We start from the raw sequence: 18,208 nt of genomic DNA on the forward strand, positions 1-18,208 counted from the left end.
GGTCAACTCGCGGGCAGCGGCGGCAGATCGAGGCGACGCGCCTCGGCCATCTGAACGTAGAGCCCGCGGATGTCGGTATCCAGCGCCGCGTCGCGCGCGTCTTCGACCGCGATGTGCAGGGCGATGAGCGCCCGCCGAAGGGTCGCGTTGGCGGCGTCCAGGGCGGCGAGCGAGAGGTCGGTGTCCTCCCCTTTCGCGGCGTCGGCGAAGGCGGCCCCGTAGGTCGGCGCGACACGGATGAGCAACGACCGGATCGCACCGTTCTCCCAGACCCGGGCGGCGATGCCGCGTTCGGCTTCCTGGGCGCACAGCAGGCTGATCATGCCGGTCACGCCGATGCGGCTCTGGAGGAAATCGCCGCTCGACTCCGGCGGCGGCGGGTCCATCAGGCAGAGGAAGTTGCCGAGCAGCAGCTCGGGCACGGTCGGGGTCATGTGAGCGCCTCCAGGGCGGCGAGCCGTTGCGACAGCACGAGGTCCTGCAGGCGCGCCGTGTACCAACCCGACAGACCCAGTACAGGGTCCTTGAAGCCGCCGGCGCGGAACTCGTTGGCCGAGGAAATCCAGATGGCCTGGCCCTTCACCGACGCAAAAAGCTCCCACCAGGCGAAGGCGACGGGATCGACCTTCAGGCCGCTGGCCTGTTCCCAGATGGCGATGGCCTCGGCCTTCGGCAGCATGCCCGACACCCGATCGGACTCGCCGTAGCACCAAAGCGGCTCCATGGCCCAGCCGAGGTCCTCGAGCGGATCGCCGATATGGGCCATTTCCCAGTCCAGCAGGGCGATGACCTTGCCGGCGCCGTCATGCATGAAGTTGCCAGTGCGATAGTCGCCGTGCACGACCGACAGCTTCTGGGCCGGCGGCGGCGGATTGGCGCGCAGGCGGCGGATGCAGGCGCGCACGATCGGCTGCGGATGCTCCTCGTCGGCGTCGATGACGCCTTCCCAGTAGTCGAGTTCCTTCTTCCAGCAGGCGTCGAGCGCCGGAGAGGCGGTCGCCTCTGCGATGGGAAGGGTGGCGGGATCGGCGGCGGCGATCTTGCCGAGGTGGCCGTAGAATTGTTCGCCGATGGACCTCGCATGGTCGCCGTAAGGTGGCAGGGTGAAGGGGCTCTGCGCCTTGCCGCCATCGATGCGGCCCATGATGAAGAATGGCCGTTCGAGCTCGGCGCCCTCTTCCTCAAGGGCCACAGCTTCCGGCACGGGCAAGCCCTTGCCGTGGAAGGAACGGAAGGCGAGGAACTCCAGCTTGCGCTCGGTGTCGATCAGGCTGCCGACAGGGTCGCGCCGCAAGATCAGACCACGTGTCCCGCCGTTGACCTCGACATCAAACCGGTAAGTCTCACGACTGGCCCCGCCCGGGATCCGCGCGATCATCGTGACCCGCGCCGGCGTCTCCCAGATGCGGGTCAGATAGGCCTCGAGCTGGTCCTGAAGCGTCACTTGGCCATGTCCATGATGCCGGTGAAGCCCGACGGCCCGTGGGGACCGATCACCAATTGCTCCAGCACACCCCGGCCCTTGCGGACCTTGCCCGCCGCGTCGGTGTAGACAACGTCCGACAGCGCCTGGACGTGCAGGTTGAACGGCAGCGTCGGGTCGGCCTCGGACAGCTTGATATCTTCCCGTTCGACGGTCAGCTGACCATGCAGCTGGCCGTGGCCCCATTTGGGATGGGTGTAGCCCAGGCCCATCATCTGGAACTCGTAGATCGGCTGGAAGGCGACCGAACCGGCCGGCTTGCCGTAGTCGTCGGTCAGGGTCACGACCGCACTCTTCGCATGGCGGGAGTTGCTCTTCCACTCGATCGCGGCCGCGCCATTGAGGTGCTCCATGCCGTCCTCGGTCGACCCGTCCGGGGTCCAGACGGCGCGCGTGTTCCACGGCCGGCCGGTGGCGTCCTCGTTGCTGTGGAAGAAGAAGCTGCCGTCCTCGAAGCTGGACGGCGACCACAGCCAGTAGAACTGCGGTGGCTGTTGCGGGACGACCTCCTGACTGTCGCGGGCGCCGACGGGACGAACGCCCCACGAGCGGTCCCGGGTGCCGGCGAAGCCGTCGACCGAGCGACGCTCGCCGTCCAGCTCGATCCAGCCCGTGTAGTGGCCGTTCTGCGTAAGGCGCGTGTAGTCCATGAAGGTCCGTGTGCCCTGGCGACGGACAAAGCGTGGCTCCTCGATCGGATGAGCGCGGCTTTCGAAGGTGATCTCGGCCTTCAGGCCATGCTCCGGCGAATCGACCGTGAGCCTGAGGCGATGCAGCGGCTCGAGGATCTCGATCGCGACGGGCCCGACCTTCAGGTCCAGCCGGTCGACCAGCCAGCCGCTGGCGTGCAGCGCGGTCTCGACACCGTTGCGCACGACCACGAAAGCGGCGTCGACGACGTTCAGATGCGGATAGACCCCGAAGGCCGCGGCGAAGAAGTCCTCGCCGCTCTGCGGGTGATAGCCGTTGAAGAAGTACCGGTCATAGAAGTTCCGGTCGGTGCCCGAATAGGCGATCGGCTCGGCCGTCTGGTGGATCGGGAAATCGTCGCCTTTGGTGAGCGCCATGGCCTTGTTCCTCCAACGGACCGCCGCTTCTCACGTGAGCGTTTCGGGCCTACAGCCTGCAAGGTGAACGATGACAACCTGACTAGGCAACCGTGACGGAGGGGAAAGCGTGATCGGCTGGACGAGACGGACCTGGATGACGCTGGCCGCGATCAGCGGATTCGCCGCCATCGCCATCGGCGCCTTCGCGGCGCACGGTGTTTCGGACCCCGTCGCGAAGGACTGGCTGAAGACCGGCGCGACCTATGAATTCATGCACACCATGGCGACGTTCGCCTGCGCGACCTTCATGAACATCGGCGCAAAGCGGGCCCGGTTCGCCCCGGCCTTCTTCCTCGGCGGGACGGTGCTGTTCTCGGGATCGCTCTACGCCCTGGCGCTGGGTGGACCGCACTGGCTGGTGTTCGCGACGCCATTGGGCGGTCTGGGCTTCCTGACCGGCTGGGCGATTCTCGCCTGGTCGGCGCGCGACGTGGATCAGCCCGCGGCCTGATCGCGGCGACGCGGAAGCGCCAGCCCCCAGAGGGCCGCGCTCGATCCGAGCAGACAGACCATCATCACCGCTGCCATCGGCCGGGCGGAGCCGTCGTGCAGGACGCCGCCGAGCCAGGAGGCGAACGCCCCGGCCGCGAACGACAGTCCCCCCATCAGGGCGGACGTCGAACCGGCGCGCTTCGGATCAACGCTCAGCGCCCCCGCCATGGTGTTCCCGGCCATCAGGCCATAGCTGGCCAGACAGGCGAACAGGAGCGGCAGCACCGTCCACTTGCCGCCAAGGCCGGTCAGAGCCGCAACGAGCAACAACGCGCCGAAGCCCAGCGCCGCGAGACTCGCCTGGGCCAGAACCTGATCAGGCGTGCGGACGCGCAGCAGCATGCGGTTGACCTGCCCCGCCCCGATGACCCCGAACGCGTTGCAGGCGAAGACGACCGTGTAGAGGAAGGGCGTGAAGCCGTAGGTCTCGATCATCAGGTTCGATGACGAGGAGATGTAGGTGAACAGCAAGGCACCGTTCAGCCCGCCCCCCAGCGAATAGCCAATCAATCGACGGTTTGAGAGCAGCACCCGGTAGGCCTTGAGCGGGTTCTCCGATCGCGCTTGAGCCGCCGTCGCTTCTGAGCGGCTTTCGTCCAGGCGGAAGAAGACCGCCAGCCCGCACAGCAGGCCAAACAACGCGAGCACCCAGAAGATTGCCCGCCAGCCCAGCGCCTGCAGCACTACGGCGCCGGACATCGGCGCGAGGATCGGCGCGAGGCCCATGATCAGGGTCAGCAGGGACAGCATCCGCGCCGTCTCGGTATGGTCGAACAGGTCACGCACCACCGCACGCGCCACCACGGCGCCCGCGCATCCGCCGAGCGCCTGGACGAAGCGCGCGGCGATCAGCCACTCCGGTCCCCGCGCAAGGGCGCAGGCGATCGAGGCGGCGACATAGACCGTGATCCCCACCATGATCGGGATGCGTCGGCCAAAACGGTCGGAGGCCGGCCCGTAAAGGAACTGGCCGATGGCCATGCCGAACAGGAAGACCGCGAGCGTCGCCTGCTGTTGGCTGGCGCTGGCGTGCAACGCCGCCCCGATAGTCGGGAATGCCGGCAGGTACATGTCGATCGACATCGGCGCGAACGCCGTCAGCGATCCGAGCAGGAAGACCAGGCCCCAGGGCGTGGCAGACGGCGAAGGCGGGGGGGCGGTCTGGCTCAAGGTGGGCCGTGTTTAGTGCGGTGAAGGCCGGCTGTCTCCCCCCTTGCCTTCCGCGACGACCACCCGTCACGGTTCGGAAAACAAGCCGGGGAACGCCAGATGTCCGCTCTCACCGCCATGATGCCGCCCGTGCAGTACGCCGACGTCAACGGCATCCGCATGGCCTACTATGAAGCCGGACCGCAGGGCGAAGGCGTGCCGCTGGTGTTCTGCCACGGCTTTCCGGAGCTGGCCTTCTCCTGGCGCCACCAGATCAAGGCCCTGTCGGAAGCCGGGCGCTGGGTCATCGCGCCGGACCAGCGCGGCTACGGCCTGACCGACCGGCCCGACGCCGTCGAAAGCTACGACATCGAGAACCTCTGCGCCGACCTGGTCGCGCTGCTCGACCACAAAGGGATCGCGAAGGCGATCTTCGTCGGCCACGACTGGGGCGGCTTCATCGTCTGGTACATGGCCATCCGTCATCCTGACCGGGTCGCGGGCGTCATCGGCCTGAACACGCCCTTCAACGAACGCGCGCCCGTCGATCCGATCGCCATCATGCGCAAGCGGATGGGCGACCGGATGTACATCGTCCACTTCCAGACGCCGGGCGAGGCTGACGCCGTGCTCAACGCCGACGCCCGCAAGGTGATGGACATGTTCCTGCGGCGGCCGATCGACATGCCCGGGGCGTCACAGGGCTTCGCCACCGAGCGCAAGGAAGGCGACCCTTCGCTGTTCGCCATGGTCGACGCCATCGCCGCCTACGACCCGGCCGGTGATCCCCGCCCCTATTTCCTCACCGACGACGAGTTCGAGACCTTCGTCGAGACCTTCGAGCGCACCGGCTTCACCGGCGGCATCAACTGGTACCGGAACTTCACCCGCAACTGGCAGCGGTCCGAGGGCCTGGAGCACCGCGTTCGCCAGCCCAGCCTGATGATCATGGCCGAGAAGGACGCGGTCCTTCCCCCCTCGTCCGCCGACGGCATGGAAAACCTGATCCCGGATCTGGAAAAGCAGCTGGTCACCGGCTCCGGCCACTGGACGCAGCAGGAAGAGCCGGAACAGGTCAACCGCATCATGCTCGACTGGCTGGGACGGCGTTTCCCGCTCTAGGGACACGTACTTGCGGTCCATGTCCCCGGCAGCGCCCTTTGTAATTGGCCCCCGGACCATCGCGGCGCTAGAACGGCCGCATGGATCGCTCAGCGTCGCCGCCCGCCCCCGGCTATACCGGCTCCCGCCGGACCCTTTACCCGGAGGTGGATGCCTATAACGTCGGCTGGCTGCAGACCGGCGGGCCGCACGAGCTCTATTACGAGGAGTGCGGCAATCCGATGGGCAAGGCGGCCGTCGTCCTTCACGGCGGCCCGGGCGGGGCGATCAACCCGACCATGCGGCGGTTCTTCGACCCGGCGAAATGGCGCGTGGCTCTGTTCGACCAGCGCGGTTGCGGCAGGAGCCGCCCGAATGCCAGCCTCGAAGACAACACCACCTGGTCGCTCATCGAGGACATCGAGCGGCTCCGCGTCCACCTCGGCGTCGAGAAATGGACCGTGTTCGGCGGCTCCTGGGGATCGACCCTGGCGCTGGCCTACGCCATCACCCATCCCGACCGGGTCGAGGGTCTGGTGCTACGCGGCGTGTTCCTGCTGACCCAGCGCGAGCTGAAGTGGTTCTATCAGGACGGCGCCTCGTTCCTGTTCCCCGACGCCTGGGAGCGCTTTGTCGGGCCGATCCCGAAGGGTGAGCGGCACGACATGATCGCCGCCTACCACAAGCGCCTGGTCCACTCCGACCGCAAGGTGCAGGCCGAGGCGGCTGCGGCCTGGAGCCAGTGGGAAGGCGACACCCTGTCGATCCGTGGCCCCGAGGCGCGCCCGACCAAGTTCAACGAGGTCGACTTCGCCATCGCCTTCGCCCGTATCGAATGCCACTTCTTCGCCAACCGGGGCTTCTTCCCCGAGGACGGCTGGCTGCTCAAACAGGTCGAGAAGGTCCGCAAGATCCCGGGCTGGATTGTCCAGGGGCGCTTCGACGTGGTCACGCCGCTGGAAAGTGCCTGGGCCCTGCACAAGGCCTGGCCCGAAGCCCGCTTCAACATCATCTGGGACGCCGGCCACGCCTCGACCGAGCCGGGCGTGATAGACGCCCTGATCAGGGCGACGGACGAGGCGGCGCGGGCGAAGTAGGAAGTAGGGAGTAGGGAGTAGGGAGTAGCGTTCAGGTCGCTGTTCCGACCTTGCTCCTCAGAGCCAGCTTCAACGCCGTCAGCATGCGCCCGACCTCTTCAGCGGTCTGAAAGACGGGCAACGCGCTTGTTCGCTCCAAGAGGCCAGATCGCACCGCAATAATAAGAAGGGTTTCAGTCTCCGCGAGCGATCCGCTGGCGATGCTCAGGAAATGCAGAAACTCCCGCTTGCCGGTTCGGGCCCGGCCCTCGGCAATGTTTGCGGGCACTGAGACGGCAGCGCGCAGAATTTGGGCTGTAAGGCGAAACTGTTCCGCCTTAGGAAGCAGCTTCGCGACGGCGTAAGCGCCCTCCGCAAGATCCATGGCCTTCTGCCAAACCAGCAGGTCGCGGTAGGACGCCATGTGCACCCCTACTCCCTACTCCCTACTCCCTACTCCCTACTCCCTACTATCCTTAGTAGTATTCTTATCAAAATCTACCCAAAATCACATCAGCGACCCGCGACCGCTGGTGACCTCTGAATAGCGGTGCACGCGCACCGACTGCACGAGCCCGAACCCGATCATCACGGTCAGCATGACGGTGCCGCCATAGCTGAGCAGCGGCATCGGCACGCCCACGACGGGGGCAAGTCCCATGACCATGGCGCCGTTGATCAGCACATAGAGCGCGAAGGTCGCCGTCACGCCCGCGGCGCTCAGCCGGCCGAAGTGGCTGTGGCTCACCGACGCCATGCGCAGGGCCATGAAAATGATGGCGCCGTACAGGAACAGGACCGAGAAGCAGCCGGCGAAGCCGAACTCCTCCGCCAGGGTGGCGAACATGAAGTCGGTGTGCTTCTCGGGCAGAAAGTCCAGCTGGCTCTGGCTGCCGAGGCCGTAGCCCTTGCCCAGCAGGCCGCCCGCCCCCAATGCGATCTTGGACTGGAGAATGTGATAGCCGGCGCCCTTCGGGTCGTTCTCCGGGTGCAGGAAGGTCAGGATCCGCTGTCGCTGGTAATCGTGCAGAACGAACATGACGAACGGGATGGCCGCGCCCACGCCAAGGACGACACCGGCCGTGATGACGCGCCAGGACAGGCCGGCGAGGATCATGATCGCCAGGCCCGTCGCGGCGATCAGAATGGCGGTGCCAAGATCCGGCTGAAGCGCGACGAGGAGGGTTGGCGCGCCAATCATGCCCACGGGGATCAGCAGCCACCAGCTGAAGCGGGCGTTGTCGGCGGAGATGCCGTGGTAGAACCGCGCAAGGGCCAGCACGATGCCGATCTTCATCACCTCGGACGGCTGGAAGCGCAGCGGGCCCAGTTCCAGCCAGCGTTGCGCGCCCTTGGCGCTGTCGCCGAACAGGTCCACCCCGACCAGCAGGATCAGGGCCAGCACATAGACGGGATAGGCCGCGGCGAACCAGACGCGCAGATCGACCATCGCCAGGACGATCATCATCACGAAGAACACGGCGAAGCGGATCAGGTGAGGCGCCGCCCAGGGCATCCACGACGACTCGGCGGCCGAGAACATCATCATCCCGCCCGCCCCGGCGATCAGGCAGAGTATCAGGCAGAAGGTCCAGTCGATCTCGGTGAACTTGACGATCAGCCGATCGCGTTCACCTGGACGGGTCAGGCCGCCGCTGAGGGTCATTGCGGCGCTCCTGTCGGCGTGAGCAGTGGCGCACCGACGTCTGCGGGCAGCGGCGCTGCGCCTTCGACCGGCGCATTGGGATCGATTTCCGGCATCGGCAGCGGCTTTTCGATCCGCGCGCGCAGTTCCGGATCCTTCAGCAGGGCGACCCGCATGACCTCGCGCGCGCGCGGCGCGGCGGCCGTGGCGCCGCCCAGTCCGCCGTGCTCGATCAGCACCGAGATGGCGTAGCGCGGATCATCGATCGGAGCGAAGGCGATGAACCAGTTGTGGTCCTTCAGCGCCCAGCGCACGCCGGCGCTCTTGCGCGACTCGCCGTCCTTGAAGACCCGTACCTGGGCCGTGCCGGTCTTGCCGGCCATGAGAATGTCGCCGAGCCCCAACTGGCTCTGGCGAAAGGCGGTGCCCGAGGTGTCGTTGGCCACGGCGATCATGCCGCCGCGGACGTAGTCGAGCAGTTCCTTGGCGTAGGGCAGGTCCGGCACCGCGTCGCCGTGAGGCTGGTCGACGCCGCCGACCGATTTGATCAGGCGTGGATTGAGCGCCTTCTTGCCGTTGGCGAGGCGGGCCGTCATCACGGCGGACTGCAGCGGATTGACGCCGATATAGCCCTGTCCGATGCCGTAGTTGGCGGTGTCGCCCGGCTGCCAGACAGGTTCGCGTTTCAGGTTCTTGCGCTTCCACTCGCGGGTGCCGACGAGCCCCTTCTTCTGGCCCGGGATGCCGATGTCAAACGTGCCCCCGAGGCCGAAAGCGTGCGCAGCGGCGGCGATCGGGTCGGGGCCGACCTTCAGCGCCGTCTGGTAGAAGTAGATGTCGCAGGAATTCTTGATCGCATCGTGCATGTTCTGCGAGCCGTGCCGCCCCCAGCAGTGCCAGGTTCGGCCGCCGAAGAACCAGCTGCCGCCGCAGTTGACGCGCACCTCCGGATTGACGCCCGCCGACAGCGCCGCCAGCGCCACCATCGGCTTGAAGGTCGAGCCGGGCGGATACGTACCGCTCATGGCTTTGTCGAGCAGCGGCTTTCGCTCGTACTGCGCCAGCGCCCGATACTCGGGACCGGCGAGGCCCTTGACGAACCGGTTGGCGTCGAAGCTGGGCGTGGACGCCATGCACAGCAGGTCGCCGCTGCGGCAGTCCATCAGCACGATGGCGCCGCTTTCCTCGCCCATCACCTCAAGGGCGCGGTTCTGGATGTCTGCGTCCAGCGTCAGCCGGATCTCCTTGCCCGGCGTGGCGGGAATATCGCCGCCGGGGTCCTGGCGCACGACGCGGCCGCGTGAGTCGACTTCCTGCTTCTGAGCCCCGGCCTTGCCGCGAAGCTCGACGTCGAAGGCCTTCTCCACGCCCTGGCGACCGATGCGGAAGCCCGGGTTGTAGAGCAAAGGGTCGGGGCTAATGCCGGCCTTCTTGGCCGAAAGGATATCCTTGTCGTTGACCCGCGCGACATAGCCGATGACGTGGGCGAACGCGCCGCCGTAGGGATAGACCCGCACCTCGCCCATGTCGGCCGTCACACCGGCCAGCTCCGGCGCCCGGACGTTGATGCGCGAGAACTCCTCCCAGCTCATGTCCTCCATGACCTGGACCGGAGCCTTCTTCGGTGCGCGCTTGATGTCCTTGATCAGCCGCTCGCGCTTCTTGGCGTCGATGGTCACCAGCGTGGCGATATCGTCGACGGTCTTTTCCACGTCCATGTCCGTCTCGCGCGCGACGAGCAGGCGGAAGTTGGGTCGGTTGGAGGCCAGCGTGACCCCGTTGCGATCGAGGATCAGGCCGCGGGGCGGCGGCACGAGGCGGAAGTTGAACTGGTTGGACTGGGCGAGCTTCTGGTAGCGCTGCGCCTCGACGATCTGCAGGTGAACCAGACGACCGGTCAGGGCCAGTAGCCCCGCGCCCGTCAAGCCGCCCATGAGAAAGGCGCGCCGCGTGAAGGCGCCCTGCTTCTCGTTGACTTCGCTGAAGAAGATTGTCGGTTCGCTCATCGGAACCTCACGTCCGCGTCTTCGAAGCGGTCGATCAGCCGGTGGGCGAACGGGTAGAGGATGGCGGTGGCGAGAAACTGCCAGATCACGGCGACGAGGCTCGGCGCGGCCTTCACGTCCAGCATGGTGATCAGATAGCCCGTGGTCAGCGCGGCCAACGTCATGCCGGCGTACCAGGCCCACATCATGGGGCGGCTCTGGCCGGTCATCATGTTGCGCATCGACAGCGTGACCGCATAGGCCAGCAGCAGCGAGACGGCCCAAAGGCCGAGCGCGCCGCCCCAGTAGATGTCGAGAAAGAGGCCCATCAGCAGCAGAACCACCGGGGCCAGGATCGACGGCCGGATCACCGCCCAGCCAAAGGCGCAGACCATCGGAAAGATCGGCTCGGGCAGTCGGAGGCCGAACAGCTGGATCGGCGCGGCGAGCAGAATGGTGGCGCCCAGGCACAGCAGCGCGGGCACGCCGATCCAGCGCCAGGGGTCAAGCGGCCGGGCGGCCGAGAAGCTCATTGAGCGGGCCTCGCCGGGGCAGTCGTCTTCGGCGCCGGAGCGGTCGGCGGCGACGAGGTCTTCGCGGGCGGCGTCACCGGCCTGGCGGGCGCCGCCGTGGTCTTCGGCGGCGGAGCCGCAGCAACCGGCGGAGCCGTCGCGGCAGGCGCGGGCGGAGCCGGTGCGCCGATGATCCGCTCGTCGGGGTTCTCGGTAATCACCGGCGGCAGGTGCGTCTGGGCCAGCGCGGCCTGGTCCGCCAGCTGCGAGTAGTCCTTGAACTTCAGGATGCGGACCCAGTCGATCGCGCCGGCGTCGGCGTCGAGCACCACCCGCCAGCGGCCGTCGAGGCCCTTGACTGCCCGCCCGACCGGCAGACCGCGCGGCAGCACGCCGCCGTCGCCGCTGGTCAGCACACGGTCGCCCTGATGCACGGCGTCTCGTCCGCGCAGGTATTCCAGTTTCGGATTGGGGCCGCCGTCGCCGGTCAGGATGGCGCGGGCGTTGCTGCGGTCGATCATCACCGGGGTGCGCGAGGCGACATCGGTGAGCAGCAGCACGCGGCTGGCGTTGCCCGCCACCCCGACGATACGGCCCACCAGGCCCCGTTCGGTGAGCACGGGATAGCCGACGACCACGCCGAGATCACTGCCGGCGTTGGCGAGGCGAGCATTGGCGAAGGGACCCCGGGAGTCGGTCACAACCCGGGCGGTAACCATCGGGATCGGCGGATCGGTGCGTACGCCGAGCATGGCGCGCAGACGCTCGTTCTCGTCGCGCAGCCTGACCGCCTCGTCCGCCTGCAGCTGCAGCGTGGCGATGACCTTGTTCAGGCGGCGGTTTTCGTGAGCCACCGCGGCGTAGCTGCGCAGCCAGCCCAGCAGATCTCCCGTCCAGCGACCCGGCGCGGCGACGGCGCCGCCCACCGGCGCGGAGACCGTGTCGACGGCCTGACGCGCGGCGCCGTAGGCTTCAGTCTGGAACGTTTCACGACGGTCGCTGAGCAGAATCGAGACACCGACGACGCCGCAGACGATCAGGGCCACCACCGCCATCCAGGTCAGTGGAACCTTCAATTCGCCGAACGAGTCCTGACGCAGAGCCACCCGATGTCTCCGTCAGCGCCACCCCCGGCGCCGACTCATAGGCTGATGTTACGCGAGAGTGCTTTCCAGCACGCCCTTCATCCACTTCGGGTGTTCAAGAACCTTGCCACAGCCGAGCGCGACGCAGGACAGCGGGTCATCGGCCACCGTCACCGGCAGGCCGGTGTGGTCGCGAATCTCGGCGTCGAGCCCGCGCAGCAGCGCGCCGCCACCCGTCAGCATGATGCCCTTGTCGGCGATATCGCTGGCCAGTTCCGGCGGCGTGGCCTCCAGCGCGACCTTCACCGCCTCGACGATCTGGTTGACCGGCTCGGCCAGGGCGTCGGCCGCCTGCTTCTCGGAAATGCGCACTTCGCGGGGCACGCCCTGCATCAGGTCGCGGCCCTTGACGTCGATCGACAGGCCTTCGCCGTCGGCCGGCGCGCGGGCGGTGCCGATTTCCTTCTTGATCCGCTCGGCGGTGGTCTCGCCGATCAGCAGGTTATGGTGACGACGCATGTAGCTGATGATCGCCTCATCCATCTTGTCGCCGCCGACGCGGACGGACCGCGAATAGACGATGCCGGACAGCGACAGCACGGCCACCTCGGTGGTGCCGCCGCCGATGTCGACGACCATCGAACCGGTTGGTTCATGGATCGGCAGACCGGCGCCGATGGCCGCGGCCATGGGCTCGTCGATCAGGCCGACCCGGCGGGCGGAGGCGTTGAGGCACGAGTCATTGATCGCCCGGCGTTCAACGGCGGTGGCGCCGGACGGCACGCAGACGATGACCTTGGGATTCACGAAGCCCTTGCGGTTGTGAACCTTGCGGATGAAGTACTTGATCATCTCCTCGGCGACTTCGAAGTCGGCGATGACCCCGTCGCGCATCGGGCGGATGGCTTCCATGTGGCCCGGCGTGCGGCCCAGCATCTGCTTGGCCTCTATGCCCACGGCGTGAACGATCTTGCGGCCGCCGACATTGCGCAGCGCCACGACGCTCGGCTCGTTCAGCACGATGCCCTTGCCCTTCATGTAGATGAGGGTGTTGGCGGTGCCGAGATCGATGGCGATATCGTTCGAGATGGCGCCGAAGAGTGAGCCGAACATTCAGAGCCTTGAGTCTGAGAGCTTTTGGGACGGGCGAGGCGTGTCCTGCAAGCCTCGCACCAATCCGCGAGCGCGCCCGTGGGCGCAGCGTCGCGGGATGGCAGGACAAGCTGACGACACGCCGTTTGCACCGCGAACGTGTTGATTTCAAGGTCTATTGCGGCCGGGGGTTAACCGAACGCCGCGAGGACGACGCCGAGCGCCGTGACGCCGCCCGCCAGCCATTGGCGCAACGTCACCCTCTCGGCGAAAAGACGGCGTCCGGCGAGCGCCGCGATCGGCATTTCCACCACCCCGACGGCCCGGACCGGACCCGCCGGCGACAGGGCCAGGGCGGTGAACCAGCCCGCCGACGCAAGGGCGCCGAACAGCCCGGCGCCCAGCGATACGCGCCAGGATCCGATCACGACACCGAGCGATGCGCGGTCCCGGAGCGCCATCCAGGACGTCAGGGCCACGGACTGCATCGCCTGCACGATGGCCACCGTGACCAGCGCCGCGGGAATCGGGTGGCCTGGGTCCAGCGCCAGGGCGCTCTGGCGGAAGGCGTTGGCCGAGACGGCGAAGCAGAAGCCCGAGAGCGTTCCGAGACCGGCGGCCGTCCAGTCGCGCGTCGCATCGCCGTCGCGAGGCCAGGACAGCACCAGCAGGCCGGCCGAGGCCAGCAGCACCCCGCCCCAGCCGTGCAGGCTGAGGTGATCATGAAAGACGAGCAGGCCCAGAATCGCCGCGAACGGCAGGCCGCTTTGCTGAAACGCGGTCCCGAGCGCGAAGCTCGAGCGATGCATGGCCGTCAGCAGCGCCGCCGTGGCGCCCAGCTGCATCGCGCCACCCAGAACTGCCCAGCCGAGGCTGACGGGAGACGGGCGCAGCTCGGACGGCATGAGCAACAGGGCGACCGACGCGAACAGGAGGCTGAACGGCAGCCCGAACAGAAACCGCACGAGCGTCGCACCCCAGGGGCCGGCCCCGCCGAGCAGGCTGCGCTGCGCAGCGTTCCGCGCGACCTGGAAACCGGCCGCGGCGACAGTGATGGGAATCCAGAGCATGGAGCGGGGTTAGAACCCGCTCGCGATCGCCGTGTCGGGTTTGCCCTTTTCCTTGCGGGAAAAGAGGTTGTTGAGCGCGTTCACATAGGCCTTGGCGCTGGCGGTGAGCGTATCGGTATCGGCCGCCTGGCCGGTGGCGATGCGGCCGTCCTCCTCCAGTCGCACGGAAACCTGAGCCTGGGCGTCGGTGCCCTCGGTGACGGCGTGCACCTGGAACAGGCGCAGCGCGGCCTTGTGCGGCACGATCTCGTGGATCGCGTTGAACACGGCGTCGACGGGACCGTCGCCGCTGGCCTCGGCCTTCTTCTCGACGTCGTCGACGGACAGCGTCAGCTCGGCCGACTGACCTTCGGTGCCGGCGACAACGCGCAGGTGCACGACGCGGATACGCTCCGAGCCGCGGGCCAGGGCGTCGTCGACGAGAGCGATCAGATCGTCGTCGAAGACGTGCTTCTTCTTGTCGGCCAGTTCCTTGAACCGGACGAAGGCCTCGTTCAGGGCGTTCTGGCCCAGATCGTAGCCCAGCGCCTTCAGCTTCTCGCGGAACGCATGGCGGCCGGAGTGCTTGCCCATGACGAGATTGGTGGCGCCCTGCCCCACGTCCTCCGGCTTCATGATCTCGTAGGTCTCGGCGTTCTTGAGCATGCCGTCCTGGTGGATGCCGCTCTCGTGCGCGAAGGCGTTCTTGCCGACGATGGCCTTGTTGAACTGCACCGGGAAACCGGTGATGGCCGAGACGTAACGGCTCGCCCGGGTGATGTGGATCGGATCCACCTCGCTGTCGAAGCCCAGCGTCTCGCCCCGGACCTTCAGGGCCATGACGATCTCTTCCAGCGCGGCGTTGCCGGCGCGCTCGCCGATGCCGTTGATGGCGCACTCGATCTGGCGCGCGCCGCCCTGGACGGCGGCGATGGAATTGGCCACGGCCAGGCCCAGGTCGTTATGGCAGTGGGCGGAGAAGATCGCCTTGTCCGCGTTCGGCACGTTCAGCATCACATTGCGGAACATCTGGGCGTATTCTTCGGGGAAGCTGTAGCCGACCGTGTCCGGCAGGTTGATCGTGCGGGCGCCGGCATTGATGGCGGCTTCCACGCAGCGATAGAGGAAGTCCGGCTCGGTGCGGGTGGCGTCCTGGGCGGACCATTCGACATCGCCGCACAGGTTGCGGGCGCGTGTCACCGACTGGACCACCGCTTCCAGCACTTCGTCCTGCGACAGCTTCAGGATGTAGTCGCGGTGCTGCGGGCTGGTGGAGATGAACGTGTGAATGCGGCCCTGTTTGGCGGGCTTGATGGCCTCGGCGCAGCGGTCGATGTCCACAGCGGCGGCGCGGGCCAGGCCGCAGACCGTGCTCTCGGTGACGATCTGCGAGATGGCGCGGACGGCCTCGAAGTCGCCGTTGGAGGCGATCGGGAAGCCGGCCTCGATGACGTCGACGCCCATCTCCTCGAGGATCTTGGCCAGTTCGAGCTTCTCGTCGTGGCTCATGGAGGCGCCGGGCGATTGCTCGCCGTCACGCATGGTGGTGTCGAAGATGATGACGCGGTCGCGCGAGGCGGCGGATACGGGGGCGGTCATGAAACGTCTCTGCAAAGGTCGAATGCCGGGATCAGGGTGCGGATCGAAATGGCCCCTGAGCGCCAGGCCGCGGTCAAGCGGTCAGGCGGACGCCCAGGGGCGGCTAAGCCCCAGCGCGAGTAGAAGCAGATCGGCGCGATCACGTTGCATGCCTGATCAGATAGCGGAATCCGCTGATTCAAGCAACAGTCTTGCGCCAGAGAGGCTCGACAGCCCCTTCGGCGGCAAGAACCTTCCGAACGGCGGGCCGCTCGGCCATCCGCTGTCGATGCGCCTCGACCTTCGGGAAGCGCGTCGGGTCGACCCCGTCCTCCTCCAGCCAGCGAGCCAGCGTGAACAGGTAGGGATCGCAGACTGTGTAGGCTTCGCCCATCACCCAGGGCCCGACGAACCAGTCGCGTTCGATCAGGTCGAAGCAGTCGCCGATCACCTCTGGGACCTTGGCCTTCATGGCCGCGATGGCCGCCGGATCGTCGGCCCAGCGGTAGCCGCGCACGCCGTGGGCGTGGGCCGGATGCACGGTGCTGGCGAGGAACAGGTTGAAGCCCTGCACCCTTGCGAAGGCCAGCGGGTCGTCGACCGGCGCCAGGCCCGCCGCCGGAAACCGCTGGGCGATGAAGGCCAGGATGGCCGCGTTCTCGACCAGCGCCACCCCGTCGACCACCAGTACGGGGACCCGGCCGAGCGGGTTGAGCGCAAGATAGTCGTCGGTGCGCTGCTGGCCGGCCCGCAGGTCGACCCGCACCGCGCGATAGTCGGCCCCCGCCTCCTCCAGTGCGATGTGGCTGGCGAGGGAACAGGAACCCGGAAAGTAGTGCAGCGTCATCATGACGCCGCAGGCTACTCCGGCCGCGTGACGATCGGAAAGGCCCCCGCCGGCTTGTCGAACCAGCTGACCAGCTTCTGCAGGGCCAGGGGATTGCCGTCGATCTTCGCCTCGCCCGACGCCACCTTCGGCCCCAGCGGCGCGCCGGTGAACAGCGACTGCATCAGCAGCACCCGCGGCAGGGTCAGCGTCGCGTCGGCCTTGACGCCTTCGGCGGCCGGCTCGGCGGTCAGCACCCCGTGCCGCACCTGCACGAGGTAACGCTCGCCGCGGTCAGTGAAGACGAACAGCACGCGCAGTTCGCCGTCGCCGGCCTTGACGGGGTCCAGCCGCACGGCCAGCAGGTCGAAGATCATCGGCGAGGGCAGATTGGCGATCACGTCGGCGGATCCAGCCGCCATCGCCGGCTTCACCCCGTGTCGCAGCTCGTCGGCCCCGGTCAGGTACATGTTGCGCCAGATCGCGTTCTCGGTCTGGTAGCCCATCTGGTCATAGGTCCTGGCCAGTGCTTCCTTCGCCGCCGTGTCCGTCGGTGCGGACAGGACGATGTTGTTCAGCAGGATCGCCGCCCAGCGGTAGTCACCCTTGTCATAGGCCGCCTGCGCCAGCGTCCGGACCTTGTCCGCTCCGCCCATCGCCGCGACGTAGCGGCCCGCCTCGTCGGCCGGCGGCAGGGTCGCCAGATGCACGGGGTTGGCGTCGTACCAGCCCATGTAGCGCTGATAGACCGCCCGGCTGTTGAAACTCATGCTGCCGTAATAGCCGCGGTTGAACCACTCGCGGGCCAGCACGGGTGGCAGGGCGATGCGGTTGGCGATCTCGTCGCCGACATAGCCCTGGTTCATCAGCCGCACGGTCTGGTCGTGCAGGTATTTGTAGGCGTCGCGGTGGTCGGCGAGGAAGTCGCGCACCACCTGGCCGCCGAACCGCGGCCAGCCGTGGCTGGTGAACATCACGTCCGTGCGGTCTCCGAACAAACGGATAGATTCCGACAGATAGGCCGCCCAGGCGCGGGAATCGCGAACCACCGCGCCGCGGGGGGTCAGCACATTGTGCATGGTGACATTGGCGTTCTCGGCCATGCAGAGGATGCGCAGGTCCGGGAAGAAGATGTTCATCTCGGCGGGCGCTTCGGTGCCCGGCGTGACCTGGAACTCGATCTTCACGCCATCGACGACGAGGGTCTGACCGGTGTGGTCGATGCTGATGGTCGGCGCGATCAGGGTGATGGTCCCCTTTGATACGGCCTTGCCGATACCGGAGTTGACCAGGCCTTCCGCGCCGGGGTCGAGACCCAGGCCGAACTGGTAGGTCGCGCGGCGGCTCATGGCCACGCCGGCGATGACGTTTTCGCTGACCGCTTCCTCCAGGAAGCCTTGCGGGGCGATGACCTGCACCTTGCCTGCGTCGACGTCGGCCTGGCTGATGACGCCCTTGACCCCGCCGAAGTGGTCCGTGTGGCTGTGGGTGTAGATCACCGCCACGATCGGCCGGGCGCCGAGCTTTTCGGTCACCAGGGCGTAGGCCGCCTTCGCCACCTCGGCCGTGGTCAGCGGATCGATGACGATCCAGCCGGTCTCCCCCTTGATGAAGGTGATGTTGGACAGATCAAAGCCGCGCACCTGCCAGATCGTGTCGCTGACCTGGAACAGGCCGCTTTTCGCCAACAGCTGGGCGTGCCGCCACAGGCTCGGATTGACGGTGTCGGGCGCGTCGCCCTTGAGGAAGTCATAGGCCGACAGATCCCAGACCACGGCGCCATCGGCGCGGCGGATCACCGGATCGGCCAGGGTTCCCAGATAGCCGCGCGAGGCGAAATCGAAGTCCTGGCGATCCTCGAAGGGCAGGGTCTTCTTCAGGTCCGCCTGCGCTTTCACGGTGGCGGCCGATGGTGCGTCGGCGGCGGCGACCGGACCGGCAAGCGCCAGCGAGACCGCAAGGGCGGTGATGAGGTGGCGCATGGGGTCCTCCCGAGTCTTCTCGTTGGAACCCGTGGTAACGCATC

Annotated in this window: 17 protein-coding genes; 3 read left to right on the forward strand and 14 right to left on the reverse strand. The window is 67.4% G+C overall.

The window, feature by feature from the left end; translation table 11 throughout:
* Nucleotides 1-2: 2 nt before the first annotated feature.
* The 3 genes from ACODSL_RS10905 to ACODSL_RS10915 are packed head-to-tail and all read right to left on the reverse strand — an operon-like array spanning nt 3 to nt 2,550.
* Nucleotides 3-434, reverse strand: coding sequence for a hypothetical protein (locus ACODSL_RS10905; protein ID WP_488900698.1), 432 nt, complete (start codon nt 432-434; stop codon nt 3-5).
* Nucleotides 431-1,444, reverse strand: coding sequence for a phosphotransferase family protein (locus ACODSL_RS10910; RefSeq protein ID WP_488900699.1), 1,014 nt, complete (start codon nt 1,442-1,444; stop codon nt 431-433). The genes ACODSL_RS10905 and ACODSL_RS10910 overlap by 4 nt, the downstream gene beginning before the upstream one ends.
* Complete coding sequence (locus tag ACODSL_RS10915) at nt 1,441-2,550, reverse strand: Rv3169 family protein (RefSeq protein WP_488900700.1); 1,110 nt, start codon at nt 2,548-2,550, stop codon at nt 1,441-1,443. Before ACODSL_RS10915 ends, ACODSL_RS10910 begins: the two co-directional genes overlap by 4 nt.
* A gap of 109 nt (nt 2,551-2,659) precedes the next feature.
* Between ACODSL_RS10915 and ACODSL_RS10920 the strand changes: the two genes are divergently transcribed.
* Complete coding sequence (locus tag ACODSL_RS10920; protein WP_488900701.1) at nt 2,660-3,043, forward strand: DUF423 domain-containing protein; 384 nt, start codon at nt 2,660-2,662, stop codon at nt 3,041-3,043.
* Here ACODSL_RS10920 and ACODSL_RS10925 read toward each other — a convergent pair.
* Nucleotides 3,028-4,254 carry a multidrug effflux MFS transporter gene (locus ACODSL_RS10925; protein WP_488900702.1) on the reverse strand — a complete coding sequence of 409 codons (1,227 nt, stop codon included), beginning with the start codon at nt 4,252-4,254 and terminating at the stop codon, nt 3,028-3,030. The two genes, ACODSL_RS10920 and ACODSL_RS10925, sit on opposite strands and share 16 nt — an antisense overlap.
* 99 nt (nt 4,255-4,353) lie before the next feature.
* Between ACODSL_RS10925 and ACODSL_RS10930 the strand changes: the two genes are divergently transcribed.
* Nucleotides 4,354-5,355, forward strand: coding sequence for an alpha/beta fold hydrolase (locus tag ACODSL_RS10930; protein WP_488900703.1), 1,002 nt, complete (start codon nt 4,354-4,356; stop codon nt 5,353-5,355).
* A gap of 80 nt (nt 5,356-5,435) precedes the next feature.
* Nucleotides 5,436-6,431: a prolyl aminopeptidase gene (gene pip, locus ACODSL_RS10935; RefSeq protein ID WP_488900704.1), complete on the forward strand. Its 996-nt coding sequence runs from the start codon at nt 5,436-5,438 to the stop codon at nt 6,429-6,431.
* Nucleotides 6,432-6,462: 31 nt separating this feature from the next.
* Here pip and ACODSL_RS10940 read toward each other — a convergent pair whose 3' ends face one another.
* The 10 genes from ACODSL_RS10940 to ACODSL_RS10985 all read right to left on the reverse strand — a co-directional run bounded on the left by ACODSL_RS10940 (nt 6,463) and on the right by ACODSL_RS10985 (nt 18,164).
* Complete coding sequence (locus tag ACODSL_RS10940) at nt 6,463-6,834, reverse strand: four helix bundle protein (RefSeq protein WP_488900705.1); 372 nt, start codon at nt 6,832-6,834, stop codon at nt 6,463-6,465.
* Between the two features lie 84 nt (nt 6,835-6,918).
* Nucleotides 6,919-8,076 carry a rod shape-determining protein RodA gene (gene rodA / locus ACODSL_RS10945; protein WP_488900706.1) on the reverse strand — a complete coding sequence of 386 codons (1,158 nt, stop codon included), beginning with the start codon at nt 8,074-8,076 and terminating at the stop codon, nt 6,919-6,921.
* A complete protein-coding gene (mrdA, locus tag ACODSL_RS10950) occupies nt 8,073-10,061 on the reverse strand; it encodes a penicillin-binding protein 2 (RefSeq protein ID WP_488900707.1) in 1,989 nt (662 codons plus the stop codon). Before mrdA ends, rodA begins: the two co-directional genes overlap by 4 nt.
* On the reverse strand, nt 10,058-10,573 hold the full coding sequence (locus ACODSL_RS10955; protein WP_488900708.1) for a hypothetical protein: 516 nt from the start codon (nt 10,571-10,573) through the stop codon (nt 10,058-10,060). Before ACODSL_RS10955 ends, mrdA begins: the two co-directional genes overlap by 4 nt.
* A complete protein-coding gene (mreC, locus tag ACODSL_RS10960) occupies nt 10,570-11,658 on the reverse strand; it encodes a rod shape-determining protein MreC (protein ID WP_488900709.1) in 1,089 nt (362 codons plus the stop codon). The genes ACODSL_RS10955 and mreC overlap by 4 nt, the downstream gene beginning before the upstream one ends.
* Nucleotides 11,659-11,706: 48 nt before the next feature.
* Nucleotides 11,707-12,750, reverse strand: a complete 1,044-nt coding sequence (locus ACODSL_RS10965; RefSeq protein WP_488900710.1) for a rod shape-determining protein — start codon at nt 12,748-12,750, stop codon at nt 11,707-11,709.
* A 170-nt stretch (nt 12,751-12,920) separates the two neighbouring features.
* Nucleotides 12,921-13,799, reverse strand: coding sequence for a DMT family transporter (locus ACODSL_RS10970; protein WP_488900711.1), 879 nt, complete (start codon nt 13,797-13,799; stop codon nt 12,921-12,923).
* A gap of 9 nt (nt 13,800-13,808) precedes the next feature.
* Nucleotides 13,809-15,377 (reverse strand): 2-isopropylmalate synthase, encoded by a 1,569-nt coding sequence (locus ACODSL_RS10975; RefSeq protein WP_488900712.1) that lies wholly within the window; start codon nt 15,375-15,377, stop codon nt 13,809-13,811.
* Between the two features lie 178 nt (nt 15,378-15,555).
* Nucleotides 15,556-16,206, reverse strand: coding sequence for a glutathione S-transferase family protein (locus ACODSL_RS10980; RefSeq protein WP_488900713.1), 651 nt, complete (start codon nt 16,204-16,206; stop codon nt 15,556-15,558).
* 11 nt (nt 16,207-16,217) lie between these two features.
* Complete coding sequence (locus tag ACODSL_RS10985) at nt 16,218-18,164, reverse strand: alkyl/aryl-sulfatase (RefSeq protein ID WP_488900714.1); 1,947 nt, start codon at nt 18,162-18,164, stop codon at nt 16,218-16,220.
* Between the last annotated feature and the right edge of the window lie 44 nt (nt 18,165-18,208).

The organism is Caulobacter sp. FG121 (genome assembly GCF_057809815.1).

Bases quoted from the DNA above. Each gene is read 5' to 3' on its own strand.
- ACODSL_RS10905 (WP_488900698.1), bottom strand. From the start codon at position 434: ATGACCCCGACCGTGCCCGAGCTGCTGCTCGGCAACTTCCTCTGCCTG.
- ACODSL_RS10915 (WP_488900700.1), bottom strand. From the start codon at position 2,550: ATGGCGCTCACCAAAGGCGACGATTTCCCGATCCACCAGACGGCCGAG.
- ACODSL_RS10930 (WP_488900703.1), top strand. From the start codon at position 4,354: ATGTCCGCTCTCACCGCCATGATGCCGCCCGTGCAGTACGCCGACGTC.
- pip (WP_488900704.1), top strand. From the start codon at position 5,436: ATGGATCGCTCAGCGTCGCCGCCCGCCCCCGGCTATACCGGCTCCCGC.
- ACODSL_RS10940 (WP_488900705.1), bottom strand. From the start codon at position 6,834: ATGGCGTCCTACCGCGACCTGCTGGTTTGGCAGAAGGCCATGGATCTT.
- rodA (WP_488900706.1), bottom strand. From the start codon at position 8,076: ATGACCCTCAGCGGCGGCCTGACCCGTCCAGGTGAACGCGATCGGCTG.
- mrdA (WP_488900707.1), bottom strand. From the start codon at position 10,061: ATGAGCGAACCGACAATCTTCTTCAGCGAAGTCAACGAGAAGCAGGGC.
- ACODSL_RS10955 (WP_488900708.1), bottom strand. From the start codon at position 10,573: ATGAGCTTCTCGGCCGCCCGGCCGCTTGACCCCTGGCGCTGGATCGGC.
- ACODSL_RS10965 (WP_488900710.1), bottom strand. From the start codon at position 12,750: ATGTTCGGCTCACTCTTCGGCGCCATCTCGAACGATATCGCCATCGAT.
- ACODSL_RS10970 (WP_488900711.1), bottom strand. From the start codon at position 13,799: ATGCTCTGGATTCCCATCACTGTCGCCGCGGCCGGTTTCCAGGTCGCG.
- ACODSL_RS10975 (WP_488900712.1), bottom strand. From the start codon at position 15,377: ATGACCGCCCCCGTATCCGCCGCCTCGCGCGACCGCGTCATCATCTTC.
- ACODSL_RS10980 (WP_488900713.1), bottom strand. From the start codon at position 16,206: ATGATGACGCTGCACTACTTTCCGGGTTCCTGTTCCCTCGCCAGCCAC.
- ACODSL_RS10985 (WP_488900714.1), bottom strand. From the start codon at position 18,164: ATGCGCCACCTCATCACCGCCCTTGCGGTCTCGCTGGCGCTTGCCGGT.